This window comes from Paenibacillus sp. 1A_MP2, from assembly GCF_052244825.1.
GTDB classification, from domain to species: domain Bacteria; phylum Bacillota; class Bacilli; order Paenibacillales; family Paenibacillaceae; genus Paenibacillus; species Paenibacillus vandeheii.
On record NZ_JBQQCS010000001.1, the window covers coordinates 2,925,401 to 2,946,848 of the forward strand.

The 21,448-nt window shown below is 45.6% G+C and carries 20 protein-coding genes, 5 pseudogenes and 1 riboswitch; of the genes and pseudogenes, 20 read left to right on the forward strand and 5 right to left on the reverse strand.

Going from position 1 to position 21,448, the window contains the following annotated elements:
* The first annotated feature begins 40 nt into the window (after nucleotides 1–40).
* The 4 genes and pseudogenes from ACTWJ7_RS14305 (at nucleotide 41) to sigF (ending at nucleotide 2,905) form a co-directional block, all read left to right on the forward strand.
* On the forward strand, nucleotides 41–1,189 hold the full coding sequence (locus tag ACTWJ7_RS14305) for a D-alanyl-D-alanine carboxypeptidase family protein (RefSeq protein WP_443146374.1): 1,149 nt from the start codon (nucleotides 41–43) through the stop codon (nucleotides 1,187–1,189).
* A gap of 142 nt (nucleotides 1,190–1,331) precedes the next feature.
* The gene (gene spoIIAA / locus ACTWJ7_RS14310; protein ID WP_301877669.1) at nucleotides 1,332–1,685 is read left to right on the forward strand and encodes an anti-sigma F factor antagonist; all 354 of its coding nucleotides are present in this window, start codon (nucleotides 1,332–1,334) and stop codon (nucleotides 1,683–1,685) included.
* Between the two features lie 22 nt (nucleotides 1,686–1,707).
* Nucleotides 1,708–2,136: an anti-sigma F factor gene (spoIIAB, locus tag ACTWJ7_RS14315; protein ID WP_443145555.1), complete on the forward strand. Its 429-nt coding sequence runs from the start codon at nucleotides 1,708–1,710 to the stop codon at nucleotides 2,134–2,136.
* 14 nt (nucleotides 2,137–2,150) lie between these two features.
* Nucleotides 2,151–2,905: pseudogene (gene sigF, locus ACTWJ7_RS14320) on the forward strand (RNA polymerase sporulation sigma factor SigF).
* 88 nt (nucleotides 2,906–2,993) lie between these two features.
* On the opposite strand, the pseudogene ACTWJ7_RS14325 reads toward sigF, so the two are convergent.
* Nucleotides 2,994–3,931: pseudogene (locus tag ACTWJ7_RS14325) on the reverse strand (DMT family transporter).
* Between the two features lie 108 nt (nucleotides 3,932–4,039).
* Here ACTWJ7_RS14325 and ACTWJ7_RS14330 point away from each other — a divergent pair.
* From ACTWJ7_RS14330 to ACTWJ7_RS14405, 16 genes and pseudogenes are all read left to right on the forward strand, one after another.
* Nucleotides 4,040–4,951 carry an AraC family transcriptional regulator gene (locus tag ACTWJ7_RS14330; protein ID WP_301877666.1) on the forward strand — a complete coding sequence of 304 codons (912 nt, stop codon included), beginning with the start codon at nucleotides 4,040–4,042 and terminating at the stop codon, nucleotides 4,949–4,951.
* A gap of 686 nt (nucleotides 4,952–5,637) precedes the next feature.
* Nucleotides 5,638–6,294, forward strand: coding sequence for a stage V sporulation protein AA (locus tag ACTWJ7_RS14335; RefSeq protein WP_079349451.1), 657 nt, complete (start codon nucleotides 5,638–5,640; stop codon nucleotides 6,292–6,294).
* Nucleotides 6,281–6,703, forward strand: a complete 423-nt coding sequence (locus ACTWJ7_RS14340; protein WP_024630950.1) for a stage V sporulation protein AB — start codon at nucleotides 6,281–6,283, stop codon at nucleotides 6,701–6,703. The genes ACTWJ7_RS14335 and ACTWJ7_RS14340 overlap by 14 nt, the downstream gene beginning before the upstream one ends.
* 86 nt (nucleotides 6,704–6,789) lie before the next feature.
* The gene (locus ACTWJ7_RS14345) at nucleotides 6,790–8,397 is read left to right on the forward strand and encodes a spore germination protein (RefSeq protein ID WP_443146375.1); all 1,608 of its coding nucleotides are present in this window, start codon (nucleotides 6,790–6,792) and stop codon (nucleotides 8,395–8,397) included.
* A gap of 104 nt (nucleotides 8,398–8,501) precedes the next feature.
* Entirely contained in the window at nucleotides 8,502–9,833 is a 1,332-nt protein-coding gene (gene lysA, locus ACTWJ7_RS14350) for a diaminopimelate decarboxylase (protein WP_079349449.1), read from the forward strand.
* Nucleotides 9,834–10,056: 223 nt separating this feature from the next.
* Nucleotides 10,057–10,488 carry a peptidylprolyl isomerase gene (locus ACTWJ7_RS14355; RefSeq protein WP_024630947.1) on the forward strand — a complete coding sequence of 144 codons (432 nt, stop codon included), beginning with the start codon at nucleotides 10,057–10,059 and terminating at the stop codon, nucleotides 10,486–10,488.
* A 148-nt stretch (nucleotides 10,489–10,636) separates the two neighbouring features.
* Nucleotides 10,637–10,800, forward strand: a riboswitch (FMN riboswitch).
* 356 nt (nucleotides 10,801–11,156) lie between these two features.
* A pseudogene (gene ribD / locus ACTWJ7_RS14360) lies at nucleotides 11,157–12,259 on the forward strand (bifunctional diaminohydroxyphosphoribosylaminopyrimidine deaminase/5-amino-6-(5-phosphoribosylamino)uracil reductase RibD).
* A 40-nt stretch (nucleotides 12,260–12,299) separates the two neighbouring features.
* Nucleotides 12,300–12,968 carry a riboflavin synthase gene (gene ribE, locus ACTWJ7_RS14365; protein WP_079349448.1) on the forward strand — a complete coding sequence of 223 codons (669 nt, stop codon included), beginning with the start codon at nucleotides 12,300–12,302 and terminating at the stop codon, nucleotides 12,966–12,968.
* Between the two features lie 49 nt (nucleotides 12,969–13,017).
* Nucleotides 13,018–14,256, forward strand: coding sequence for a bifunctional 3,4-dihydroxy-2-butanone-4-phosphate synthase/GTP cyclohydrolase II (locus ACTWJ7_RS14370; RefSeq protein ID WP_024630944.1), 1,239 nt, complete (start codon nucleotides 13,018–13,020; stop codon nucleotides 14,254–14,256).
* A 90-nt stretch (nucleotides 14,257–14,346) separates the two neighbouring features.
* Nucleotides 14,347–14,814, forward strand: a complete 468-nt coding sequence (ribH, locus tag ACTWJ7_RS14375) for a 6,7-dimethyl-8-ribityllumazine synthase (RefSeq protein WP_024630943.1) — start codon at nucleotides 14,347–14,349, stop codon at nucleotides 14,812–14,814.
* A gap of 102 nt (nucleotides 14,815–14,916) precedes the next feature.
* Nucleotides 14,917–15,717, forward strand: coding sequence for a segregation and condensation protein A (locus ACTWJ7_RS14380; RefSeq protein WP_024630942.1), 801 nt, complete (start codon nucleotides 14,917–14,919; stop codon nucleotides 15,715–15,717).
* Nucleotides 15,686–16,347 (forward strand): annotated as a pseudogene (gene scpB / locus ACTWJ7_RS14385) (SMC-Scp complex subunit ScpB). The gene ACTWJ7_RS14380 and the pseudogene scpB overlap by 32 nt, the downstream one beginning before the upstream one ends.
* Nucleotides 16,348–16,534: 187 nt before the next feature.
* Nucleotides 16,535–17,263, forward strand: a complete 729-nt coding sequence (locus tag ACTWJ7_RS14390) for a DUF2953 domain-containing protein (protein WP_301877661.1) — start codon at nucleotides 16,535–16,537, stop codon at nucleotides 17,261–17,263.
* 179 nt (nucleotides 17,264–17,442) lie between these two features.
* Complete coding sequence (locus ACTWJ7_RS14395; RefSeq protein WP_443145556.1) at nucleotides 17,443–17,811, forward strand: spore germination protein GerW family protein; 369 nt, start codon at nucleotides 17,443–17,445, stop codon at nucleotides 17,809–17,811.
* A gap of 353 nt (nucleotides 17,812–18,164) precedes the next feature.
* Nucleotides 18,165–18,514: pseudogene (locus ACTWJ7_RS14400) on the forward strand (phage holin family protein).
* A complete protein-coding gene (locus tag ACTWJ7_RS14405) occupies nucleotides 18,514–19,269 on the forward strand; it encodes a peptidoglycan recognition protein family protein (RefSeq protein ID WP_301877657.1) in 756 nt (251 codons plus the stop codon). Before ACTWJ7_RS14400 ends, ACTWJ7_RS14405 begins: the two are co-directional and overlap by 1 nt.
* Nucleotides 19,270–19,293: 24 nt before the next feature.
* Here ACTWJ7_RS14405 and ACTWJ7_RS14410 read toward each other — a convergent pair whose 3' ends face one another.
* The 4 genes from ACTWJ7_RS14410 to ACTWJ7_RS14425 form a co-directional block, all read right to left on the reverse strand.
* Nucleotides 19,294–19,482, reverse strand: a complete 189-nt coding sequence (locus ACTWJ7_RS14410; protein WP_301877655.1) for a hypothetical protein — start codon at nucleotides 19,480–19,482, stop codon at nucleotides 19,294–19,296.
* A gap of 218 nt (nucleotides 19,483–19,700) precedes the next feature.
* Nucleotides 19,701–19,937 (reverse strand): hypothetical protein, encoded by a 237-nt coding sequence (locus tag ACTWJ7_RS14415; RefSeq protein WP_285078672.1) that lies wholly within the window; start codon nucleotides 19,935–19,937, stop codon nucleotides 19,701–19,703.
* A 206-nt stretch (nucleotides 19,938–20,143) separates the two neighbouring features.
* Nucleotides 20,144–20,413: a hypothetical protein gene (locus tag ACTWJ7_RS14420; RefSeq protein WP_094936936.1), complete on the reverse strand. Its 270-nt coding sequence runs from the start codon at nucleotides 20,411–20,413 to the stop codon at nucleotides 20,144–20,146.
* Between the two features lie 174 nt (nucleotides 20,414–20,587).
* On the reverse strand, nucleotides 20,588–21,337 hold the full coding sequence (locus ACTWJ7_RS14425; protein WP_024634029.1) for a GT-D fold domain-containing protein: 750 nt from the start codon (nucleotides 21,335–21,337) through the stop codon (nucleotides 20,588–20,590).
* Nucleotides 21,338–21,448: the final 111 nt, after the last annotated feature.

Here is a 21,448-nt window from a genome sequence, read left to right on the forward strand (position 1 = left end):
GGAGGTAACCCTAGTGAAGAAACGAATAATGGCATTGTTCATGACCCTTTGTATTCTGCTGCCCCTGGTGGCATCAACAGCGCTGGCTGAAGAAAAACCGAAAGCTGCGGGAGGAGCAGATCTGGCCCCGTCGGCACGCTCCGCCATTTTGATGGATGCGGATACGGGCACGGTTATTTTTGAAAAAAACAGTCATGATCAGCTGCCTCCGGCGAGCATTACGAAGATTATGACCATGCTGCTCACCATTGAAGCGGTCGACTCGGGCAAGCTAAAGATGACGGATAAAGTGAGAACGAGTGAATATGCGGCATCCATGGGTGGATCACAGATTTTTCTGGAGCCTGGAGAAGAGATGACGGTCGATGATATGTTAAAAGGCATTGCCATGGCGTCCGGTAATGATGCCTCTGTAGCGATGGCCGAAAAAATTGCCGGCTCAGAGGAAGCCTTTGTGCAGCAAATGAATGAGCGCGCGAAGGAGCTCGGCATGAAGGATACTCATTTTTCTAACTGTAACGGCTTACCGGTAGAGAACCACTATTCTTCCGCCCATGACATTGCGGTCATGAGTCGTGAACTGCTGAAGCATCCTGGGATCACGAAATATACAGGAGCATACCAGGACTACCTTCGTAAAGATAGCGAGAAGCCATTTTGGCTGGTAAATACCAACAAGTTAGTTCGTTTCTACTCCGGTGCCGACGGATTGAAGACAGGATATACATCCGAAGCCAAGTTCTGTCTTTCGGCTACAGCGATGAAGGACGGGCTGCGTACCATCGCGGTTGTACTTGGAGAACCCAATACCAAAACACGGAACAGTGAAGTGTCCTCGATGTTTGACTATGCTTTTGGGCAATACACGATGAAAGCTCTGTACAAATCAGGGGACCTGCTGGGCAGCCTGAAAATTGAAAAAGGTGAAGTGTCCGAATTGCCGCTGAATGCAACGCAAAATTATAGTGTGCTGATGCGCAAAGGTGCGAAATCGGATGAGATCCGTCATGAATTGCTGATGGCAAAAGAATTAAAAGCTCCGGTTAAAGCAGGTCAGAGTGTAGGTAAGCTTGTCGTCTACCAGGGCAACGAGGTAATTAAGGAATTCGACATTCAGGCTCCTCAGGATGTGAACAAGGCTGGCTGGTGGAAGCTGTTTAAACGCACAACCTCCAAGTTGTTCGATTAAGTGGCGATTGATGCAGGGTACGTACATCCTTTGAACATATTTTGTAGTTAAATAGGGGTTTTCTTCTAGTTTTGTCGGGGGCAGGAAAAGCCTTCGGAAACGTAGAAATCTTTGTTCAAGACAGGGAGGAGAGTGAGCAAACGTGAACTTGCATGTGGAAATGGAACATCACCGCGGGATTCTGATTGTGCGATTATCCGGGGAGCTGGATCACCATACAGCTGACATGATACGGATGCAGATGGATGAAGCTATTCAGCGCAGACAATGCGAGCATCTGGTACTCAGCCTGAAAGATCTGCAATTTATGGACAGTTCGGGTCTGGGTGTCATTTTGGGAAGATACAAGCTCATTAAGAATAAAGGCGGCAAGATGGTTGTCTGTGATGTTAATCCGCCGGTGTATCGTTTGCTGGAAATGTCGGGATTGTTCAAGATTATGCCGATTTACGAAAATGAGGGAACTGCTCTCTCAGGTCTGGAGGTCGTCTCATGAATGAAGGAACGGGGCAAATTTCATGAATCTGCAATTCGCGGCCAAGTCGGAGAACGAATCGTTCGCCCGGGTGACGGTTGCTGCCTTCATCTCCCAGCTTGATCCTACGATGGACGAGCTCAGTGATCTGAAGACGGTCATCTCGGAAGCCGTAACGAACAGCATCATCCACGGTTACAATAACAATCCGGAAGGTGTCGTGTCCATTCAAGCCGAGATTCGCGATGACATGATTACCATTATTGTGGAAGACCGAGGTGAAGGCATCGAAGATCTTGAACTGGCCAAACAGCCGCTCTATACGTCCAAACCCGAACTTGAGCGCTCGGGCATGGGTTTCACCATTATGGAAAACTTCATGGATGAATTCGAAGTCAGCAGTGAGCCCGGCAGAGGCACCTCCATCAAGATGAAGAAGAGGATCGAATCCAAGAAAGCATTGTATAATTAGGGGTTGGTGTTCTTATGGATGCTGAAGTGAAACAGTCTTCACAGACCTATTTGGACGATGCCGAGGTCAAACGGCTGATTGCGCTCAGTCAGTCGGGTGACAATGTCGCGCGGGATACGCTGGTGAACTGCAACATCAGACTCGTCTGGTCCGTCGTACAACGTTTTATGAACAGGGGATATGAGCCGGAAGATCTATTCCAGATTGGTTGTATCGGGCTGCTCAAATCGGTGGATAAATTCGATCTCAGTTATGATGTGAAATTTTCCACCTATGCTGTCCCGATGATTATCGGAGAAATTCAGCGTTTCCTGCGGGATGACGGTACGCTTAAAGTCAGTCGTTCACTCAAGGAAATGGCGAATAAAGTCCGTAAAAAAAGGGACGAACTGTCCAAACACCTCGATCGTCTGCCAACGATTAAGGAAGTAGCCGCAGAACTGGGGGTAACTCCGGAGGAAGTGGTATTTGCCCAGGAAGCCAACAAACCGCCGACATCCATTCATGAGACAGTGTTTGAGAATGACGGCGATCCGATTACATTGATGGACCAGATTGCCGACGAGTCTCAGGAACGATGGTTTGACAAACTGGCGCTAAACGAAGCGATTGGCGGTCTCAGTGAACGGGAACGGCTGATTGTATACCTCCGGTATTATCGGGATCAGACCCAGTCCGAGGTCGCCAGCAGGCTGGGCATATCCCAGGTGCAGGTGTCACGGCTGGAGAAAAAATACTTCAATCCATCCGCGACCAGATCGCACAGTGATTTTGGATTGCAGACAACAATATTGGTGTTAAACCAGCAATATACGACAACTAACAACCTTCTATCGCACATTTATACGCGAAGAAGGTTATTTGTCGTTGACCTGGATGGGTTTGGGTTTGGAGCGATTTGACTGCAACAGTACGATCAATCCAATGATACATGCAGTCCCCAGCCATTGAAATAAACCAAAAGGTTCATGCAACCAGATCACTGTCGTGCCAACGGCAGCAAGAGGTTCAGCGCTTCCCATTAGACTTGTTTCTTTCGCTGTTAGGCTTTTTAAACTTTCGATATAGAACCAGAATGCAATCATCGTTCCAAAAATAATGGTAAATGCCAAGTATCCGTAGGTTTCCATACGCAAGCTGACAAAGTTCATTTTCCACGGTGGGTGGATGAGACTCAGTGCAGTCCCTCCGATAATCATTGCCCAGCCTACCACAACCAGTGAATCAAACTTTTCAATCAGTTTCACAGCATAGAGGGTATAGAAGGCAGCAGCAACTCCGGATAAAAGTCCCACAATACTGCGGGTAACGCCACAGACAATTGGGAGAGAGAACCATTGGTCAGCAGAAGAAAGCACCCGCTTAGTGCCAGAATCGCCGCCGTAACATCCTTTCTGGTCAGAGCAGCCTGTCTTCGCCAGATCATATAGATCATGATCATGACAGGTGACAAATATTGAAGGAGTGTGGCTACTGCGGAGTTACCATGTTGAATGGACGCCATGTACGTATACTGAACAGCCAGCATCCCGAATAAACCGAAAATGATTAGCTGCAAGGCTGTTTTTCTGCTTTTCCACATATCAAAAATTTGCGAGCGCCGTGGTGTTAAGGATTGCACACCGAGAAGCAGTATGCCGGCAATCAGCAGTCGTACCGTTACAAACCAGTTGACTTCGATTCCGTATTGTTGAAACAGCTTTTGAGAAACTGTTCCGCCAATGCCCCAGCATATCGCTCCTGTAAGAACGAAGAAGATGCCTGTTTTTCTAGATCTTTGAATAGGTATTTTCATGGATACTGCCCTCACCTTAATATAAGAATAGTGATATCTTAAGATGAAATAGGCTATAATAATATCAATATCGCACAGATAAATATAAATATATTGAGATGAGAGAATATGCTTAAGACAGAATTCAGGATTGATCAAAACGGGAGGGAGCTGACGGAGCATCGTACGGTTACACTGCCTGTGGCGTGTTATAAAACCACAATTGTACGCAATGTTCACGGTCATATCCCTTTGCACTGGCATGATGAATTGCAGTTTATATTGGTTATTCAGGGAGAAGCTCTTTTCCATGTGAATGATCAAAAGATCGTTGTGCCGCAAGGTGACGGGGTGTTTATCAACAGTGGTTCCATGCATATGGCAGAAGACAACCGTAAGAACGATAATTGTATTTATCTCTGTTTGAACCTGTCTCCCTATTTTGTCGTCCCTTCTGAGTTATATGTGCAGTATGTTCATCCTTACATCTCAGCCACGAATTTACCTTATCTTCTGATCAAAGGGGAACTACCTTGGGGAGCTCAAATCCTAGACGCCATCCGTGATATTAAAAAGAATCTGGATGAGCAGCCTCCATTGTACGAAATAAATGTAGCTTCACACCTCTTGACGATGTGGAAACATCTGATTACGAGTGGCTATGCGCTGGAATATGATCCATCAGAAATCATCAAAAGCAGGCGAATGAAGGACATGGTCGAATGGGTTCACATGCACTTTGCTGATTCCATCAAATTGGAGGATATAGCAAGGGCGGGTCAGTTAAGCCGTTCGGAGACATGCCGTTATTTCAAGCAAATGTTGAAGACGACACCCATGCAATATGTTATCGATTATCGCATCCGAAAGAGCGTGGAGCTGTTACAAATCCCAGACTATAGCATTACTCAGATTGCTTATGAAGTCGGTTTTAATAGCACGAGTTATTTTATCAACCAATTTCGCAAAAGCATGCAAATCACCCCGTTAAAGTTCAGAAGGGAATTGGAGTTGAGGAATAAGGAGGGGATTAGACATTGAACAAAAAAAGCCCGATCCCCAAGTTTCTTACCAGTCTATCCATAAGATTTTCTCTTCTCAATAAGTCGCTATATTAGCGGCTTTTTTTAATCTGAAAAAAGGATTCTAACAAAAAAATATAGCCTTAATTCCCAGGTTATAAAATCTCCTACTACCACTCCCCAGCATATTTATTGCAGACCTTTGGAAAAAGGGGAACCCGTGCAGCGGAGGGATGGAATCGGACAAAGGAGCGAAGCCCCGAGGTGGTTTCTAATACACTAGCAACGTAAGCAGCAGAATAAACCTGAAGAAGCGAAGCGTTCGCCTTTGTCTCCGAATTTATACACTAGTAGAAATCAATCAAGAAAATTTGGAGACAACAGCGATCGGAAGGTTGGTCTGCTGCTGGAGTGCCCGCGTGTTTTTCCTCATACCTCACCCCTGAAAGTTTATTGCAGACCTTTGGAAAAAAAGGGACCCGTGCAGCGGAGGGATGGAATGGGACAAAGGAGCGAAGCGTTCGCCTTTAGCACCGGATTTCCTCCTTGGTAAAGGAGATTCAAGAAATCCGGGGATAACAGCGACCGTGGCCGATCCATCCCGAAGCGCCCGCAGGGCCCACACAACCTTTTTCCAACAGAATGTAATAAATTTGCACATTCTTCAAATACTAACCTAAATTACGCAGTAAAGGAGTGTTTCGGATGTCACTGACACCCACTCCAACGGTCTATGTTCGTTTGCGCAGCCGTATTCGCATCCAGAGGGGCCGAAGCGTCAAGCTTGGAGATGTCGCTCACTTGCTCACCTCTCCCGAAGAACAGGAAAGAAGGCTGCTTGAGCTCGAATTGCTGCGCCCCGGACCGGAGGACGGCAATCTAATCCTCATTGATATATTGCAGATCATTCCTCAGATCCGTCGGGTCTTGCCAGATGTCACCGTTGAATTAATAGGATCGGGGCACACACTTGTTGAGGTGGTTGTGGGAAGTGGCAAGCCTTCCAAATCTTTGTTTATCTTGGTGTGGCTGCTGCTTTTCTTTGGATCAGCATTGACTATTATGAATTTTCATGCGGACGTCAACATGCAGGAAGTTCAGATTCGAATTGTAGAGATGATTACAGGCCGCCGGGATGAGCATCCGTATCTGTTTCAGGTGGCGTATTCCATCGGGATCGGGTTTGGTATGGCCGTGTTCTTCAATCATTTATTCAAGAAAAAGTGGAATGAAGAACCTACCCCTTTGGAAGTAGAAATGTTCCTATATCAGCAAAATGTAGACAAGTATGTAGTGATTGAAGAAACCGAACGTATGCATGAAGAGGAACGCAGGGAGATGAATGCGGATGAGCGTTCTTAACGGAGCAATCAGCATTGTGCTGGGAATTGCGGGGGGAATCGCCGTAGGAAGTGGTGTAATTGCGCTGATTCTCGTGCTCGATATGATCCCCAGATTGGCGCAGCTTACGCGTACTTACGATAAAACCCATTGGTATGAAGGGGCCTTGATCGGAGGTTCGCTGCTCGGTACCGTTGCGGATTTTTGGCACTGGAAAGTACATGGCGTACTGCTGCTCAGCCCGATCATCGGACTATTTTGCGGTGTGTTCATTGGTCTGCTTGCTGCGGCACTCACGGAAGTGCTTAATGTACTTCCTGTACTGGCGAAACGACTGGGCATGAAATCTTATTTGTTTGGATTGCTGCTTGCCATGATTTTGGGGAAGATGACAGGCTCCCTGTTTGACTTTTTTGTATACCAGCGTTAGAACGTTAGGCCAAAGGAGGATGGGAAATGGACGTACGATCGGGCAAAGACGGACAGGACTCCAACGAAGTAGCATCCGAAGAGAAGATGCCTAAATCTAATTATCAGATTCAGGAGGAAGAAGAAAAGAAGGCTCACGAAAAGAAGAAGCAAAATGAAATGTCTGACAGTATTGAGGAATCGGTGAAATATTGGCAGGAAAACGACGATATCTCCCCTCGCATGAGTGATAACAAATACACGCTTCAGCAAGTGTTGGGACTTGGAGAGTCCTTTGATGTGAATATGAGGGAAATGGTCTTGGGCGGCAAACGCGTTGGATTGTTGCTGCTGACTGGATTTGCGAAAGATGAGATTTTGCTCGAGGTATTAAAAAGGTTAACCTATCTTACACCGGAGCAAGTGTCCGGACATGCGTTAAAGTCGTATTTCGAATGTTACATTCCTCATATTCAAGTTGAGCGAGTGGAGAAAATGAGTGCCGTCATCAACAAGGTCCTCACAGGCATGAGTGCCATGTTTGTTGAAGGGGATCGTTCCGTCATCATTATGGATACGCGCAGCTATCCAGTACGTTCACCAGAGGAACCTTCGCTGGAGAGAGTGGTGCGTGGTTCAAGAGACGGGTTCACGGAGACACTTCTGACCAACGTGGCGTTAGTGCGTCGAAGAATACGGGACCCTGGATTAAAATTTGAAATTATGCAGGTTGGGCGGAGATCTCAAACGGATGTCTGTGTTGTATATATTGACGATATCGTGGACAAGGTTCAAGTGGATTCCGTTCGTGAAAAGATCAAACGTGTGAATATCGACGGCATCCCCGCTGCCGATAAGCAGCTTGAAGAGGCGATTATTAACAAGGGATGGCACCCGTATCCGTTGGTTCGCTATTCGGAACGACCGGATGTGACGGCTTCCCATCTGATGGACGGACGGGTTGTTATTTTTGTAGATACATCACCCAGTGTGATGATTCTGCCGACGACTTTTTTTGACTTATGCGAGCATGCGGAAGAGAACAGACAGACAGCGTTTATGGGAACATATCTGCGCTGGGTACGATTTGGAGGTATTCTGATTTCGCTTTTCCTGCTGCCGTTATGGTTGTTAATGGTTATTGACCCTGCCATCAAACCAACAGGAATGGAGTTCATCGGTCCTCACGAGAATGCAAAATTGCCGCTGATTTTGCAGTTCCTGCTTATTGAATTCGGGGTGGATTTATTACGGATGGCAGCAGTACATACCCCTACGCCACTCGCTTCGGCCATGGGTTTGATTGCGGCCATTTTGGTCGGGGATATCGCTGTGAAAACGGGTTATTTTGTGAATGAAGTTGTACTGTATATGGCTATCGCCGCGATCGGCATGTTTGCAACCCCCAGTTATGAGCTTGGTTTGGCAAACCGGTTGGTCAGGTTGTTCTTGTTGGTGGCTGTGGCGATGTTCAAGGTTCCTGGATTCGTTGCCGGGACGACGTTTATAATCGTAGCTCTCACCTTGCATCGCTCGTACAACTCTTCGTATCTCTGGCCGTTCATACCGTTTAATGCAAAGGCTTTGGGTAACTTTTTGTTCCGTTTACCGCTGTTGGAGAATAAAAAACGTCCTTCAATCAATAAAACGCGTGACAATACCAAAATGGACAATGATCCAGACGGGAAACTGGAAAAAAGTAAAAAACACAAATGATCAGCCGAAAAATCCATTCTTCTCATTTTCTAATTTGATATACTGGTGTAAAATCATTGGAATAACAGCTGTTCCAGTATATAAAAAAGTGAGGAATGCAGAATATGTATTTACATGGTACAAGTAAAATAAATGCACAGGGGCATCTGGAAATTGGCGGAGTCGATGCAACTGACCTGAAAGAACAATTTGGAACTCCTCTGTATGTTGTGGACGAGCAATTGGTTCGCGAGCGCTGCAGAGAGTACATGGAAGCATTCCGAGCTTCAGGCCTGGGCTTCCAGGTGGCTTATGCAAGTAAAGCATTCTGCGTAATGGCTATGTGTGCTCTTGCTGCGGAAGAAGGACTTTCCCTGGATGTTGTATCCGATGGGGAATTGTTTACGGCATTGCAAGCTGGCTTCCCGGCTGAGCGCATTCACTTCCACGGTAACAACAAAACGCTGGAAGAGATCGAAATGGCGCTTGATGCAGAGATTGGCTGCTTCGTTGTGGATAACTTCAATGAACTGCACTTGCTGCAAGCTGTAGCCGCAGACAAAAATCGCAAGGTGAACATCTTGCTGCGTGTGACGCCTGGTGTTGAAGCGCATACGCATGAATATATCTCGACAGGACAAACGGATTCCAAATTTGGATTCGATATCGGAAACGGAACGGCATTTGAAGCTATTGAATTGGCTTCCAAGCAGTCTAATCTGGTATTGCTCGGAGTGCATTCACACATCGGATCTCAAATTTTTGAGGTTGAAGGCTTCCAAATGGCTGTTCAGCGCGTTGCTGAGTTTGCAGCAGATGTGTATGAGCGTCTTAACGTTGCTTTCAAAGTGGTTAACCTGGGCGGTGGCTTCGGTATCCGTTATATCGATGGAGATACGCCACTTGAAGTTTCACAGTACGTAAAAGCCATCACGGATGCAGTGAAAAATCATTTTGCCCAAATCGGCTATGCTGTGCCTGAGATCTGGGTTGAACCAGGCCGCAGTATCGTGGGTGAAGCTGGAACAACGCTTTACACCGTTGGAACGAGCAAAGATATTCCGGGGGTTCGTAAATACGTGGCAGTGGATGGTGGGATGACCGATAATCCACGTCCAGCACTGTATGAGTCCAAATATGAAGCTGTATTGGCTAACCGTGCAAATGAAGCTGCCCAGGAGACCGTATCTGTTGCAGGTAAATGCTGTGAGAGCGGCGATATGTTGATCTGGGATCTGGACCTGCCTAAAGTGCAAAGCGGAGATTTGCTCGCAGTAGCTTGCACAGGCGCGTACAACTATTCCATGGCCAGCAACTATAACCGGATCCGTCGTCCGGCAGTGGTGTTTGTCAAAGATGGTCAAGGGGATGTTGTCGTACGCCGTGAGACGTATCAGGACATCATTCAGAATGATCTGGTACCTGAGCGCATTGCCAAACAGCCAGTTATCCGTTAATTGAAGTGTAAATAGTGGAGCATTATATGAAGAAGACAAAAAAGGACAATCCTTTTTTGTCTTCTTTTGCAATCTTTAGGCCAGGATTTCGAAAAAATCTTGCTGATTATTTTGCGATCAATCGAATTTCGGTGTACACTAAGAAAAGTGCTATAAAGCTTGGCCCAGGGTCATGCGTTCTGGCACCATTAACGATGGTCAATACGAAAGGAGTCATTTACATATGGCGAAACAAGCGAAAATCAAAATGGCAAACGGCGGAGAAGTTGTAATCGATCTGTTCGATCAAGAAGCTCCAAACACAGTGGCAAACTTTGAGAAACTGGCTAACTCCGGTTTCTACAACGGTCTTGTATTCCACCGTGTTATTCCGGGCTTTGTAGCTCAAGGCGGCTGCCCTAACGGTAGCGGTGCAGGCGGTCCAGGTTACACAATCAACTGTGAAATCAACCCGAACAAACATGAGCGCGGAACATTGGCTATGGCACATGCAGGCCGTAACACAGGCGGAAGCCAGTTCTACATCTGCTACCAACCGCAACCACATTTGGATGGACAACATACTGTATTTGGTAAAGTAACCAAGGGTATGGAGTTCGTAGACGCTTTCGAAGGTCGCGACAAAATGGAAACTGTTGAAGTTGTAGAAGCTTAATCCATAAGACCGTACACAAACCGTTTCGCAATTAGCGAAGCGGTTTTTATTTACACTTAAGCTTATTAAAAGTTAGTATGTGACAAAAAGGAACAAAAAACAATTGATTTTTTGGCGTTAAAGTGCTAACATCCAATTAATAACGCAACGAATCCTTCAGGGCAGGGTGTAATTCCCTACCGGCGGTGATGCAGTATGTGAGGATATCTATCCAGCATTGATGCAAAGTCCGTGACCCGTCTGCCTGTGGCAGATGGCTGATCTGGTGTAATTCCAGAACCGACAGTATAGTCTGGATGGGAGAAGGAGAGGGTGCTGTCCTAATGGGCCGCATTCCGCAGTAGTGTTGCTGTACAGTTTGTGACGAATTCATTCCTGTGCAGGGAGAAATCCGGTTAATTCCGGCAATCTTCATACATATGCCACATCATAGAAGCTCTTTACCTGTAATTGAAGTTCATTAAGGTATGTGTCTGCTTTCACTTGCCTGAAATGAAGCTTTGGGCGAAGTGTTGTTGGCCTGTATCCATACTACTGCTGGTGACACATGTCTCTCATCATCCCCATCGAACGGTTTGTTCGACGGGGATTTTTTATTGGATATGGAACATGCCTCTCTGTTGGAAGGGAGGTCTATAACTGAGATTTTAACCGTGGGGTGAACGGACTTGGAAATGATTAATGATGAATTTTATATGGCGTTGGCACTGGATATGGCAGAACGGGCACAAGGACAGACCGGAATCAATCCGGTAGTAGGTTGTGTCGTTGTAAAAGAAGGACGTATCGTGGGCCTCGGAAGTCATCTCAAACGGGGGACGGGCCATGCAGAGGTTCATGCATTGAACATGGCGGGCAATGATGCAGAAGGCAGTACAGTGTACGTTACACTTGAACCTTGTAGTCATTATGGCAAGACTCCACCATGCAGCGAACGCCTTATTCATGAAAAAGTGAAACGTGTCGTCGTATGCTGCGAAGATCCGAATCCGCAAGTATCCGGCAGAGGCATCAGCATGCTGCGTCAACAAGGGATTGAAGTCGAAGTTGGTGTACTGCGTGAGCGCGGCAGACGCATGAATGAGAAATTCATTAAATACATTACAACAGGTCTCCCCTTTGTGACTTTAAAAACGGCCTCTACACTGGATGGCAAAATTGCAACTCGTAGTGGGGACAGCAAATGGATCTCCAACGAGTCGGCTCGGGAAATCGTGCATGCCCTTCGTCATCGACATCAGGGCATTATGGTTGGTGTTGAAACCGTGATTGCAGACAATCCGGAGCTCACGACAAGATTACAAGTGGAAGGCATCAGCCCGGTGCGAATCGTAGTAGATTCCAAGCTGCGTCTACCTGTAGGCTCCAAAATCGTCAAGGATGGACTTGTACCGACATGGGTGCTTACAACGGATGAGGCGAGTCCTGAAGCGGCTGAGCGGTTGGAAGCCTACGGTGTGGAGATTATCCGCTGTGGTCCTGGACCACGTGTAGATCTACTAAATGCACTCAGCAAGCTCGGTGAGCGTGAGATCGGATCGATTCTGCTTGAAGGCGGGGCACACTGAATGGGGCCATGCTGGAAGCGCGATTGGTAGATCGACTGCTTATGTTCATTGCTCCGAAAATTGTCGGAGGATACGATACGCCAGGCAGTTTCCGCTTCGAGGGAGTTGAGCGCATGAGCCAGGCGATTCAATTACATCAGCTGGAAATTGAGCAAGTTGGAGATAATATTAGCATTGGCGGAATTCCGGTTTGGCCTGAATAAATGAGCTTGTTATAACGAAATAAATAAAGGAGGTGGCAGCATGTTTACCGGTTTGGTGGAAGAAGTCGGTCAGATCCGGCGTATTGGTCGGAAAGGCGAAGCGATGGTCCTGAATATCGGAGCTTCCGCCATCATGAACGACTTGAAGATTGGCGATAGCGTAGCTGTAAACGGGGTATGCTTAACTGCGACAACTCTGGAGGGTGATGGTTTTACTGCCGATGTGATGCCTGAAACTTATCGACACACCAATCTCAGTCAATTGCAATCCGGCAGCAAAGTCAATTTGGAGCGAGCCATGCTCTCAGGTGGTCGTTTTGGCGGGCATATTGTTCAGGGCCATGTCGATGGTACCGGAGTCATTGGCAGCATTACTCGTGACCAGAATGCGATTGTTTTCGAGATTAAACCTGATGATACGCAGTTGTTTAAATATTTAATACCCAAGGGGTCTGTAACCCTGGATGGAATCAGTCTAACGGTTGTGCAAACTTCACAGACTGCATTCACAGTATCCATTATTCCACATACGATTGGTGAGACTGTATTAAATGTCAAAAAGACAGGAGATACCATCAATATCGAGTGTGATATTCTGGGTAAATATGTGGATCATCTGCTCCACTATGGTAAGGGACATCAGGAGAACGGTGCAGGTAAGCCGCGAAGTATCAGTGAGGATTTTCTCGCTAATCACGGATTTGCTTAATTCATCCGTTAAATACAAATATATTGAAATGGAAACTGGAGGGGGACCTATGTCAGAGCAGTCCATTCTGAATTCTATAGAGGAAGCTATCTACGATCTCATGCGGGGAAAACCCGTCATCGTGGTGGATGATGAAGATCGGGAGAATGAAGGCGACTTTATCGCTTTGGCCGAAAAGGCTACACCTGAAGTGATCAATTTCATGATTACCGAAGGCAGAGGTCTGGTATGTGTTCCCATTACGCAGCAACGTGCTGACGAACTCAACCTGAAACCCATGGTTCAGCAAAATACAGATTTTCATGGGACGGCGTTCACCGTCTCTGTAGATCATAAAGACACCACAACGGGCATCTCGGCACATGAACGCTCCATTACCGTGAAAGGTCTAATTGATCCCGAAGCGAAAAGTGGAGACTTCCGCAAGCCGGGCCACATGTTCCCACTTATCGCCAAAGATGGCGGTGTACTGCGGCGCGCCGGACATACGGAAGCGGCTGTAGATCTCGCCATTATGTGTGGTTCCTATCCGGCAGGTGTAATTTGTGAAGTGATCAAGGAAGATGGCACGATGGCCAGACTTCCGGATCTGCAGGAGATCGCTCGCAAGCATGATCTGAAGTTGATCAGCATTCAGGACATGATTCGTTATCGGAATGAAAAGGAACAGCTGGTTCAACGCGAAGTGGCTGTACGCATGCCAACGGACTTCGGTGAATTCCAGGCGGTTGCTTATACAAATGCGGTGGACAACAAAGAGCATATCGCTTTGGTTAAAGGCGAAATTGACGGTTCCAAGCCTGTTTTGGTCCGAGTACACTCCGAATGTCTCACAGGAGATGTGTTCCATTCTCATCGCTGCGACTGTGGTCCGCAATTCGATGCAGCATTAAAACAGATTCACGACGAAGGCAACGGCGTTCTGCTTTATATGAGACAGGAAGGCCGCGGTATTGGACTGATCAACAAGCTCAAAGCCTACAAGTTGCAAGAGGAAGGTCTGGACACGGTGGATGCCAACCTGAAGCTTGGATTTGCCGCCGATCTTCGTGATTATGGCATTGGAGCCCAAATTCTCAAGGATCTTGGCGTTCGTCAAATTCGGTTGTTAACCAACAATCCGCGCAAAATTAAAGGACTTGAAGGTTACGGGCTTGAAGTGGTGGAGCGAGTTTCGATTCAGATGGAAGAGAACGAGGATAATACGGTCTACTTGCACACGAAGCAGGCGAAGCTTGGTCATATGTTGAAGTTCGACGATATCGAGCAGAATGAAGAAAAAAACTGAGCAGCTTTTCTGATGGTAAAAAAGAGTTGAAATATTTTGCCCGAAGTTCAGCAGTGTACATCATAAAAAATAATTAGGGAGATGACTTGAATGCCACACTTTTTTGAAGGACATTTGGTATCGGAAGGATTAAAATATGGAGTGGTCGTAGGACGTTTTAACGAGTTCATTACTAGCAAATTGCTTAGCGGAGCGCTGGATGCGTTCAAACGTCACGGTGTTCAAGATGATGAAGTGGATGTAGCCTGGGTTCCGGGTGCCTTCGAAATCCCGTTGATTGCACAAAAAATGGCCGAAAGTGGCAAATACGATGCAGTCATTACGTTGGGAACGGTGATCCGCGGTTCAACGACACATTATGATTATGTGTGTAATGAGATGGCTAAGGGTGTAGCCGCAATTAACCTGAAAACAGGCGTGCCAACCATCTTCGGTTTGGTTACGACTGAGAATATCGAACAGGCCATCGAGCGTGCCGGAACAAAGGCAGGAAACAAAGGCTGGGATGCAGCTACTGCCGCTATTGAAATGGCGAACTTGACGAAACAGTTAAAATAGTGCTTATTTAATATAGTGCCCTGCTCTGCGCAGACGAAAACGGGAGACCGGATTCGGCGGCTTAGCGGGGGTTTTTATTTTTCTGGCGGGAGGATTCGTCTAGTGACGGTAGTTACATACAAACTGGAGACTTTTGAAGGGCCTTTGGATCTGCTGCTTCATCTGATCGATAAGGCAGAGATTCATATCCAGGATATTCCCATCAGCGATATTACCGATCAATATATGGCGTATCTGCATTCGATGCAGGAGCTGGAGCTGGATATTACGAGTGAATTTCTGGTAATGGCGGCGACACTTCTGTCGATCAAGAGCAAACTATTACTGCCCAAACCACCGGTAATCGAGGACTTTGAGGATTATGCATATATGGAAGATGAAGATTATGATCCACGTGCAGAACTGATTGCACGTCTGATTGAATATCGCAAATACAAGGGAATTGCGCGTCACTTGCACGAACGGGAGTGGGAACGCAGCCTTATTTTCTCCAAAGAGCCCGAGGATTTGCGACCGTATATGCCTGTAGAAGCACAATCGAATCCGGTCGAGGGTTTGCATACCTCGGATCTGATTGCAGCCTTCCAGAAGGCGCTGCGCAAAGCGGAGAAGCGTACAACCGTAACTCGCATCCAACGGGATGAGATTTCGGTTAAGGATCGCATTCGCGATGTCATCGGTGCGTTGGAAAGTATGGGACCGGGAGGCAGGCTGTTATTCTCCAAGCTGCTGGATAACCAAATTTATCGGCATGAGATTGTCGTGACCTTTTTGGCGGTGCTGGAGCTGATGAAGATGAAGCAGATTGTCTGTTATCAGGAGCGGATGTTTGAGGATATCGTTATGGAGTGGAGAGGGGAAACAAAGAATCATGGATTTTCCGAAATTGAAATCGATTATTGAAGGCCTGCTGTTTTGTCCGGAGAAGAAGGTCTGAGTATCAAACAAATCGCCGAAATCGTGGATCAACGTACCGAACTGGTGTCGGATGCGATAGAGGAAATGATCGCTGAATTTGCCAATCAGGGACGTGGTGTACAAATTCTTAAAATTGCAGGGGTAGTCCAACTAGGTACGTTACCGGAACATGCGGCTTATTTTGAGAAATTGGCCTATTCTCCATCACGTACCTCTTTATCCCAGGCAGCTTTGGAGACACTCGCTATTGTGGCGTATCGTCAACCTATCACGCGGGTAGAGATTGAGGAAATCCGTGGTGTGAAATCCGAACGCGCCATCCATACGCTTGTGAACAAGGATCTCATTCAGGAAGTGGGACGAGCTGAAGCGATTGGACGCCCGATTCTATACGGCACTACCAAGTCTTTCCTGGATTACTTTGGTTTGGCTTCGCTCAAAGATCTGCCTGAGCCAGGATTGTTTGAAGATTCCGAAAATCTGGAGGAAGAAACTCAGCTGCTCTTTGAAAAATTGGATGTGCAGCATGTGGATCTGGACCTGGACAGTTCGAGTCTGGAAGACGATGCAAATACAATCGATATAACTAATCAAGATGATCCTATGGATTCATAACGTTGAAGCTGGATCGATCCAAAACCGGTACCCTGTCGGGGTGCCGGTTTTTTTGACGTGTTATCGGAATGGCTTGCAAGGTGATGTTTCAAAGAATAAATGGAATTTTCAGGTCGGACGTGAATTTTTTCCTATATAGAGTGTCATACTAGACGAGAAAAGAATTGAGGGCTTGGAGGTAAGGCCTGTGTGGATTTGGCTTGGAGGAATCGGCTTGTTGATCGCACTGCTTCTTGTCGCAGTCCTCATCTCGTATGTTCATGTGCATTTTACATTCAGGAAACATAATCATGATGATTATGCCAAGATTACGGTTCGTCTGCTATATGGCATTGTGCGTATTAACTATGAAATTCCCAGCATCGTCTTTCGTAATATGAAGGAAGGTTTTCTGGTGAAGACGGAGCAGCGAATGAGTCATTCGAGGGAAGCCCAGAGCCACGAGCGTGTTAACAAACGTAAAGTAAAAAAGTGGGCTAAGGATGTAAAAGTCATGCTCAGGGCAACGGAAGCATTGAAGCTCTGGATCAAGCAAACACTTTCTCGTGTACATATGACTGATTTGTCCTGGTCTACCCGCGTTGGCATCGGCGATGCAGCGTATACGGCTGTTCTCATAGGTTGGGTGTGGAGTATCAAGTCCATCATCATTGGATACCTCTCTTATCAAATCCATTTTGAACAAACGCCAAAGTTACAGGTTGTGCCTGTGTGGGAAGATGAAATGGAGTTCCAAACCCAGCTGGATTGGAAGCTGAAAATTCGGATTACAGCAGTCCTAATCGCAGGAATTACGTTGTTAACCCGGGTGCTCCAGGTTGAGGGAGGATGGCGTATGTGGTTAAAACTTTTAAAAGAGCAGCGGCGCAGACGCAAGCTAAAGCTCAAGAGACAACACAGCAAAGCGCACACATAAGTATGTGAATTAGCGGATATTTTCCACAGTTTGTTCCAACTGGCGGGTTTTATTTTAACGAGTCAGCAGTTTCAAGTTTAGAGGTTTTGTTAAATGGCTGGCTTACATAAGTCCCTTCAACTTTGGGGATGATATGTTTAGATCAAACCTAGCTTAAATTGAAACTGGAGGGAATTTAAATGTCAGATCATCCAATTCAAGGCTTAATGGAAACCGCAATGGAAAATATCAAGGCCATGGTGGATGTCAATACAATCGTGGGTGATGCGGTTGAAACACCTGACGGTACAGTAATCCTGCCAATTAGTAAAGTGGGATTCGGATTTGCTGCCGGTGGCAGTGATTTTCATGTGAATGAAGGAAGCAGCAAAGGGGGAAGCGGGGAAGCAGTACGACTGAACATGCCAGCTCCGCTTCGGTGGCCTCACCATTTGGAGGCGGAAGCGGGGGCGGCGTATCCATTCGTCCTATCGCGTTCCTGGTGGTTGGCAAACAGGGCGTTCACATCGTTCCGCTTGACAATTCAACTCACCTGTTCGAGAAACTGATCGATTCCACCCCATATGTGATGGATAGAATTCAGGACATGTTCCGCAGTCGGAATACAGCACAAACTCCAGAGTCAGGCATTCCTGTCACACCTGATCCTTCTACGTACAGCTAATGATTCAGCGAAGATCCCTTCCGCAGCGCATATGCGAAAGGGATTTTTGCTGTTCACTTAGTGGAATGCTGAGGAGAATAAACAAAGGCAACAACATCTCATGAGACTTATCCCCTTGTTCCGCCTAACCTAAACATGAAAAAGATATTGAAGGGGGAAGGCGATTTGCAAAGAGATACGATCTTTACGGTTTTATGTGGATGGCTGTTGTCTGCCATGGTGTACTTGGTTGGAGGGATGGATCACCTGTTTATTGCAGTAACGATTTTTGTGGGGTTGGATTACATGACAGGTGTGTTATCTGCTTGGTACAAAAAGGAACTTTCCAGCAGGGTTGGATGGTGGGGACTTGCTCGCAAGTCACTGACATTTGTATTCGTCATTATTGCTCATCAACTGGATATAGTTTGGGCAATTCCAACGACTTTATGAGAGATGCCATGCTGATGTTCATCATCGGTACTGAAGGAATAAGTATTCTCGAGAACATGGGAAAATTAGGACTTCCTGTACCGAAATTTATCACTTCTGCTCTTTTCAAGCTTCGGGGTGAGGAAGATCAATCTGAAGGGAAGGAGAAGATGTAATGATTCCGATTACCAAGGACTACATACCTGTTAATAAATATAGTCGAGCGGGAATGAAACTGAAGGCTAAACGAGGAATTGTTATGCATTATACGGCTTCTCCAGGAGCATCGGCAAGAAACATTAGTACATATTTTGCGAGCTTAGCACAGCAAATTGGGAAAGGTCGTTATGCAAGTGCACATTACTCTGTAGATCGAACTTCCATCTATAATAGCCTTCCAGATGATGAACTTGCATACCATTGCGGGAGTGAGACGTATACAAAGGAAGCTTTATCCCATCTTGGAACATATCCAAACAATAGCACAGTGGGAATTGAAATGTGTATTGAGAAGGACGGCAGCATTCATGAGGATACATTTAATAACGTTGTAGACCTTGCAGTATATTTGATTAGTGAACGTGGCTTTCCCAATGTGTTCTTTACACATAAAGAAGTTGTTGGGTGGAAGGAATGTCCATTACCTTGGATCAAAAAACCTGAGGAATATGAAAGATTTAAGCAAGTAGTCAATTCTAAATTAAGTCCACTTAAGGAAGAAGTGGCTACGGAGGATGATGATATGAATAAAGTGCTGGATTATGCTCAATGGACATGGAATGAACTTGATAAATACGTAGGAGATGCCTATAACGACAAAATCATTGACGAATGGGCATGGGTGGAGAAAGTACGCAAGAAGAAGCTCACCTACGGGGAATTGCTCATGTTGAAGGTTTTGATTGATGAACGCAGACGCCAAAAAGCTTGAGAGGACGATAAGGTAAAGAGAGGATTATTCGCAACGTTCATTTAACCAATCATTAAAATGAGCTGCGTCTTTCAAAAAATAATAATTTTGTATGATCACAATTTTGGTAGGATGTTCATGCTCATATTGTGAGTGAAACAAGGTTGAATCCACCACTCCAATTACAGAGTGATTTAAATGGTCTGTAACATGTTCTAAACCTGCTTGGTTCATATAACCATCCTTTCGTTAAATAGGTCATGTTGAAGAAGGAGATATCTGTGATGTCTCCTACATGTTCTATACGAGTTCAGAGGATGGATGTTAAGCCGTCTAATGTAAATTAGAAAAAAGTAGAGCCCCAAGTCCAATGACTTGAGGCTCTACTTTTTTGGCTTCGTTTTCCAAAAAAAATATATATCCGGTCAATTCTAAATACTGAAACTGTGTAGCTAATCTTGTAAAAAAGCGGAAAGGGCTTCATCTGCAAAATCGAGTTCTGCAAAGGCTCTGCACACTTTCTGGAAGGATCTAATGGTATTGGTTTCGTATAAAATGTTAATGGGATCGAAACCTAGCATAACTAGCGAATCAACAAGTTCTGTCTGGTCCACTTCGATATGGTGCAGTGCTTCAAGCATGGTTTCAATGACTGCTAAAAATAGAATTGCTTTATTTACTTGATCCATACGTGTTGCTCCCTTCGTTAATTCCTTTTCTCCTGTCATTCTGCCAAGGTCTATTCTTAGAATAAGCAGGGTGAGATGGAAAATAACGCGAAGCACATAAGCAAGCCAATATAAACTAAATAAATCTGAAATGAGGGGAGAACAAAAAAACAAAATAAAAATAAAAGGTCAGATGGATTTCAATGAATCTCCCCTAGTATGTAAGATTAGGCGTTCTCGTTGACCTCATTGATGATTGAATCAATTAACTCATCATCAACCAATGTACTGGCTTTTTCAAGTGCTGATAAAATGCCTTGCGGATTATCAAAAAAAACATTAAACAGAATGGGAGCGACGTCGTCTATGTTAATTTTCTGAGCTTTAACCATACTAATCAGAGCAACAACGATTTCGTGCCCCTCAACATTGCCTTCCATGAATCTATTTCTTAAGTGAGTTGCCACTGCTTCGGTCTTTGACTGCGAGTACGCCATTACATTCCCTCCAACGATTGAATAGTCTAAGTAGTGCTCCTCTTTTATGCAAGTCTAAACCAGGTTAGATTAGGAGTTATCTTAACAATAATAAGTCAGTTAGTTCAATTTATCAATAACTACTACAGCAATGAAATTTCACATGAATCCTGTCTATATACAACAAAAAAGACCCTAGAAGGGTCTTTTTTTTGGTCTTCCTTCCCAATAATCGGGAAATCCTTCGTAGTCCCAAGCGTACAGATTTTCGCTGTCTGCCTGAATGGCAACATCTGCTCCTGAACCGAAATCAACACCTACAGAGCCAAGTTCTTTTGCTTTAATGGCTAATACTTTGCCAGGTGCCCCTGCACATACAAGAGCCAGTTTCCAAGGTGTTTTTTTATGGATGTTTTCCATTTCTTTAGAGGCTGCGCTCACATGAGACCAAGAGGGACAGTCCACTGTTGCAACGATGCCTGTCCAACCGTAACGGCGTTCCAGAACTTCTTTGTATTGTTCGGCCTTGGCTCCACAGATGAGTATGGGCATGGTTTTGAACGTTTCATAGAACAGCTTAAACCGGGCGATGTAATTATTTTCAAACGCATAAAATGTCTTCTTGGGCTTAATCTTGTAATACGCTAGACACATATCAAACAAGGGTCTGAAATACCAGTGATCCGTCTGAGTCAAGTGACCAACATAATCGGCTTCTCTCAGGCAATGTACAATGATCTCTCTCGCTCCTGCATTGGGTAGCGTAATGCCACAGTATGTGGGATCATTCACCCACCCGTAATGGGATTGGATGAAATCCATGGTTAGGACAGTTCCATGGGCCAGAATAGTATTGGAAGCATCCCCGAATCGAACGGAAGCATGAGGTTCTCCATCCGAAGCCTTTTGGAACCAGTTATGAATTAATTCAACGCTCCCAAGCACGCTCTTCACCCTCTTTCGGATTGAAATGATTCAAGTCCTTGTTGTACATCTCCATCATCTCCTTCTTTTATAGAATAGAAGAAACAGATCATTCTCTCTCCTCTTTCGTGT